5 protein-coding genes are annotated in these 4594 nt (G+C 76.0%); all 5 read right to left on the reverse strand.

The genetic code is table 11. The features are described 5' to 3' along the window. Nucleotides 1–434 (reverse strand): spherulation-specific family 4 protein (locus tag CCN44_RS14855; protein WP_086697904.1); only part of this gene is annotated, 434 nt, incomplete at its 3' end. Next, on the reverse strand, nucleotides 431–1327 hold the full coding sequence (locus CCN44_RS14860) for an NAD-dependent epimerase/dehydratase family protein (RefSeq protein ID WP_059247237.1): 897 nt from the start codon (nucleotides 1325–1327) through the stop codon (nucleotides 431–433). The genes CCN44_RS14855 and CCN44_RS14860, both read right to left, overlap by 4 nt. Before the next feature lie 7 nt (nucleotides 1328–1334). Further along, nucleotides 1335–2048, reverse strand: a complete 714-nt coding sequence (locus CCN44_RS14865) for a nucleotidyltransferase family protein (RefSeq protein WP_059247238.1) — start codon at nucleotides 2046–2048, stop codon at nucleotides 1335–1337. Between the two features lie 40 nt (nucleotides 2049–2088). Beyond that, entirely contained in the window at nucleotides 2089–3090 is a 1002-nt protein-coding gene (locus CCN44_RS14870; protein ID WP_086697902.1) for a GDP-mannose 4,6-dehydratase, read from the reverse strand. Nucleotides 3091–3132: 42 nt separating this feature from the next. Continuing rightward, nucleotides 3133–4518, reverse strand: coding sequence for a hypothetical protein (locus CCN44_RS14875; RefSeq protein ID WP_086697903.1), 1386 nt, complete (start codon nucleotides 4516–4518; stop codon nucleotides 3133–3135). Between the last annotated feature and the right edge of the window lie 76 nt (nucleotides 4519–4594).

Genomic DNA, 4594 nt, shown 5'->3' on the forward strand with positions numbered 1-4594 from the left:
AAGGTGACGGTCAGGTCGGCGAGGCGGGCGTAGCCGGGGGCCGGGTGGACGCCCGGGTTGAGGACGACGGTACCGGTGCCGAGCCGGCGCAGTTCCCGGACCGTCCGGCGGCAGGCGGACAGGCCCTCCGGGCCGGCGGTGACCCGGTCGAGGAAGCAGCCGTCGGCCGCGTACCAGGTCTGGTGCCGGCGCGCCTCCTCGACGATCAGGGCCCGGTCGCGGACGCCGTAGTCGGTGTCGACGTAGCCGAGCAGGCGGGCGCCGGCCGCGCGCAGGGCGCGGGCCGCCGCCGTGTACGCGGGGTCGGGGGCGGAGCCGGGCCCGTCGGCCGGGTTGAGGACGACCGCGTACGTGCGGTCGGCGGACGCGATCAGCCGGTGCCAGGCGCCGGGGTCCTCGGCCGGGTGCACGTACAGCGGGACCAGCAGGCTCACGGCACCCGCTCCCCGGTGGCCGTCCACAGCGCGGCGAGGGCGTCGTCCAGGGTGTGGACCGGCCGCCAGCCCAGGGTCCGGGCGGCGGCGGAGATGTCCGAGCACTGCCACGACACCTGCGCCGAGCGCGCCGAGCCGCCCGCGTGCTCCTCCACCGTGCCCCGGAACCCGGCCCGCCGGGCCAGACCGTGCACCAGCTCCCGCACCGGTACGGCCGTTCCGCTGCCGATGTTGAGCACACCGGGCAGCGGGCCGGGGGCGGTGACGGCGGACTCGGCCGCCCGGGCCACGTCGCGTACGTCCACGAAGTCCCGGTGGGCGGAGAGGTCCCCGAGCCGCAGCACCGCCTCGGGGTCCCGGCCGGCCGTGCGGAGCAGCGCGGCCAGCCGGCCGGGCAGGCTCGCCACGGGCGCGCCGGGGCCGACCGGGTTGCCGACCCGCAGCACCACCGCGTCCAGAGCGGCGGAGGTCACCGCGAGCGTGCCCGCGAGTTTGGTCGCGCCGTACGGCGTGACCGGGCAGGCGGGCGCCGCCTCGGTGACCGGCACGTCCGGGGTGCCCGGCCCGTACTCGGCGGCCGACCCGAGGTGCACCAGGCGGGCCGTGGGGGCCGCCTCGCGCAGCGCGGCGCAGAGCACCGCGGGGCCGCGGGCGTTGACCTCGGCCAGGGTCACCGGGTCGCCGCCGGTGGCGCCCGCGCAGTTGACCACGGCGTCGGGGGCCGCCGCCGCCAGGGTCCGCGCGAGCCGCCCCGGCGGGTCGGCGGCGAGGTCGGCGGCGAACGCGGCGGCGGAGCGGCCGGCGGCGAGGACCTGCGCGCCCGGCAGGGCGCGCAGCCGCTCCGCCACATGGCGGCCCAGGTATCCGGTGCCGCCGAGGACGAGGATGCGCATGCGGTACTCAGGCTCCCTTGAGCAGCAGGGACTTGCGGCTGGTGAACTCGGCGTTGGCCCGGTCGTAGTCGTCGGGGCGGCCGATGTCCAGCCAGTAGCCGTCGAACTCGTAGGCGTGCGGCGGGTTGTGGGCCTTCAGCAGGTCGAGGACGAGTTCGTCGAAGCCGAGCGGCAGGCCGGGCGTGTAGCCGTCCAGGGTGGCGCGGCTGAGCCCGTACACGCCCATGGAGACCCGGTAGTCCATGCTGGGCTTCTCGGTGAACGCGACGACCTTGCTGGCGTCGGTGGTCAGGACGCCGAAGTCGATGTGCACCTTGCGGGCGTAGGTGGCGATGGTCAGCGGCGCGCCCGAGGCCTCGTGGCGGCGCAGGACGTCGGCGTAGTCGAGGTCGGTGAGGACGTCGCCGTTCATCACCAGGAAGGTCTCGGGCAGCCGGTCTCTGAGGGTGAGCAGCGGGCCCATGGTGCCGAGCGGGCTGTCCTCGGTGGCGTAGTCGACGCTCATGCCCCACTGGGAGCCGTCGCCGACGTAGGCGCGGATGATCTCGCCGAGGTGGCCGATGGCGAGGGTGCAGCGGGTGAAGCCCGCGGCCGACAGCTGGCGCAGCACGATCTCCAGGATGGCGTGCTGGTCGCCGATCGGGACGAGCGGCTTGGGCAGCGCGGTGGTGTAGGGCCGCAGCCGGACGCCCTTGCCTCCCGCCAGGATCACTGCGTGCATGGGGCTCCTCCTTCGGTGCAGACGTGACGTGCCGGACGGGTCAGATGTTGTAGATGCCGGTCTTGTAGCGGGCCAGGTTGGCCGGGTCGCGGAAGAACTCCACGGTGTGCGCGAGGCCTTGCTCCAGGGTGTGGGCGGGCTGCCAGCCGGTGGCCGCGGTGAGCCGGGTGGCGTCCGCGACGAGCCGCATGACCTCGGAGGCGGGGGGCCGGATGCGCGCGGGGTCGGCGCGCACGTCCACGGCGGTGTCCATGACCTTGCCGATGAGCGCGACGAGGTCGCCGACGGAGATCTCGCCGCCGGTACCGGCGTTGAAGGTCCGGCCGACTACCTGCTCGGCGGGCGCGGTGCCGACGGCGAGGAAGGCCTGCGCGGTGTCCTTGACGAAGGTGAAGTCCCGGGTGGGCCGCAGATCGCCGAGGGTGATGGTCCGCTCCCCCACTGCGAGCTGGCCGATGACGGTGGGGATGACCGCGCGCATCGACTGGCGCGGCCCGAAGGTGTTGAACGGGCGGAGGGTGACGACCGGGGTGCCGAAGCTGGCGTGGTAGCTGTCGGCGAGCCGGTCCCCGCCGGCCTTCGAAGCGGCGTACGGGGACTGGGTGTTGATGGGGTGGTCCTCGGTGATGGGGACGGTCTGCGCGGTGCCGTAGGTCTCGCTGGTGGAGGTGTGCACCAGCCGGGGGGTGCCGAGGGCCCGTACGGCCTCCAGGACGTTGAGGGTGCCGGTGACGTTGGTCTCCACGTAGCTGTGCGGGGCCCGGTAGGAGTACGGGATCGCGATGAGGGCCGCCAGGTGGTAGGCGACGTCGGCCCCTTCGAGCAGGCCGCGGACCGAGCCGGGGTCGCGGACGTCGCCGAGGACGATCTCCACGTGGTCCAGGACGTCCGGGGCGAGGGTCTCCAGCCAGCCGTAGGAGGAGAAGGAGTTGTACTGGGCCATGGCTCTGACCCGGTGCCCGGAGGCGACCAGGGCCTCGGTGAGGTGGGAGCCGATGAAGCCCTCGGCTCCGGTGACGGCGGCGAGCGGTGCGGAGGTCAACTCAGGTGTCCTTCCGTTGGGTTGCGCGAGCGGGGACGTGCGTCAGACGTGCCGGGCGGGCCGGCCGAGCAGCCACAGCGCGTACGCCACCAGGCCCAGCAGGGCGGCGGCGCAGCACAGCGGCAGGACGGCGGGGCCCGGTGGCAGGCGCAGCGGGGGGACGGCGGCGGCCACGCCGGCCGCGGCCAGGCAGATCACGGCGGGCGGCCAGGCGGCGCCGAAGGCCTGGAGCAGCAGCGCGGTCCACAGGGTGGCCGCGAGCAGCAGGAGGGTGGCCGGTGCGGCACCGGTGAGGCGGGCGGCGGGCAGCAGCGGCAGGAGGTAGGCGAGGAGGCAGCCGCCGAGGACGGCGGCGGAGCGGAGCAGGAATCCGGCGGGGGTGGCGGTGGCGCGCAGGGCGGCGACCGACAGGCCGCGGTAGCGGTACAGCAGCCATTCGGCGGGGCCCATGCTGACCGTCAGCGCGATCACGGCGTACGGCTCGCGCCGTCCTTCCAGCAGCACCAGCACTCCGGCGGCCAGTCCGAACAGCCCGTACGGCAGGGACCACAGCAGGCGGGGCCGGGTGGGGCCGGACGCGGCCGGGGCGGCCAGGGCGCCGCGCAGGGCGTGGCCGGCGGCGGCGAGGGTGGCCGTCAGTGCGAGCAGCGGCAGTCCGGTGCGCAGCGGGGTGCCGGGTTCCCACCGGGGCAGGACGGCGGCGCCCGCGATCAGCGGGGTGAGGGCGGCGAGCAGCAGCCGTTCGCGGGCCAGGACCAGCAGGACGCCGGCCGCCGCGAGGTAGAGCGACTGGGCTGCCGCGACGGCGAGCACGAGGGGGCTGCCGGCGAGCGGGGCGGCGGCGGCCGTGGCGAGGGCCGCGCCGAGGGGTGCGCCGGCGAGCAGGGTGCGGGCGGCCTCCCGGCGGCCGGTGGCCATCCGCAGGTGGGCGCGGTGGCCGAGCGCCTGGCCCCAGGCCCAGGAGACGAGGCCGGCGGCGATCGGGGCGGCGGCGTGCCGGCCGGGGTGCCACAGGGGTGCGGTGAGCAGGTAGGCGAGGCCGGGCAGGGCGAACAGCAGGCCGCGCAGCAGACAGCGGACGGTGTCCGGGCGCCAGGGGTCGGCGGCCGGTGCGGGCTCGGGGAAGGTCCGGGGCACCTGCTCGTAGAGGGCGGTGGCGAGGGAGAAGAGGTTCGGGTGGCCGTACCGCTCTCTGATCTGGTCGGCGGTCAGGCCCTCGGCCTCCAGCAGGGCCGCGACCTCGTACGGGTGGACGGCGGGGCCGATGCGGTCGGCGAGGTCGGCGGCCAGCCGGCTCACCGCCTCCCGGTCGCTGCCGTGCCGTCCGGGCAGCCGCAGGGACAGCGTGCGGTCGTCGGAGCGTGCCAGGCGCAGCGCGAGGGTGTCCTGTTCGGTGCCGCCCGGTTCGAGTGCCATGGGCCCGCTCATCCGGCCAGGCTCCCCGCGGCGAGCCGGAGGTCCGCGCCGGGTGCGGCCGGTTCGCCGACCGGCCCGGCCCGGTCGG

Origin of the sequence: Streptomyces tricolor (genome assembly GCF_002155905.1) — a bacterium.
GTDB lineage: Bacteria > Actinomycetota > Actinomycetes > Streptomycetales > Streptomycetaceae > Streptomyces > Streptomyces tricolor.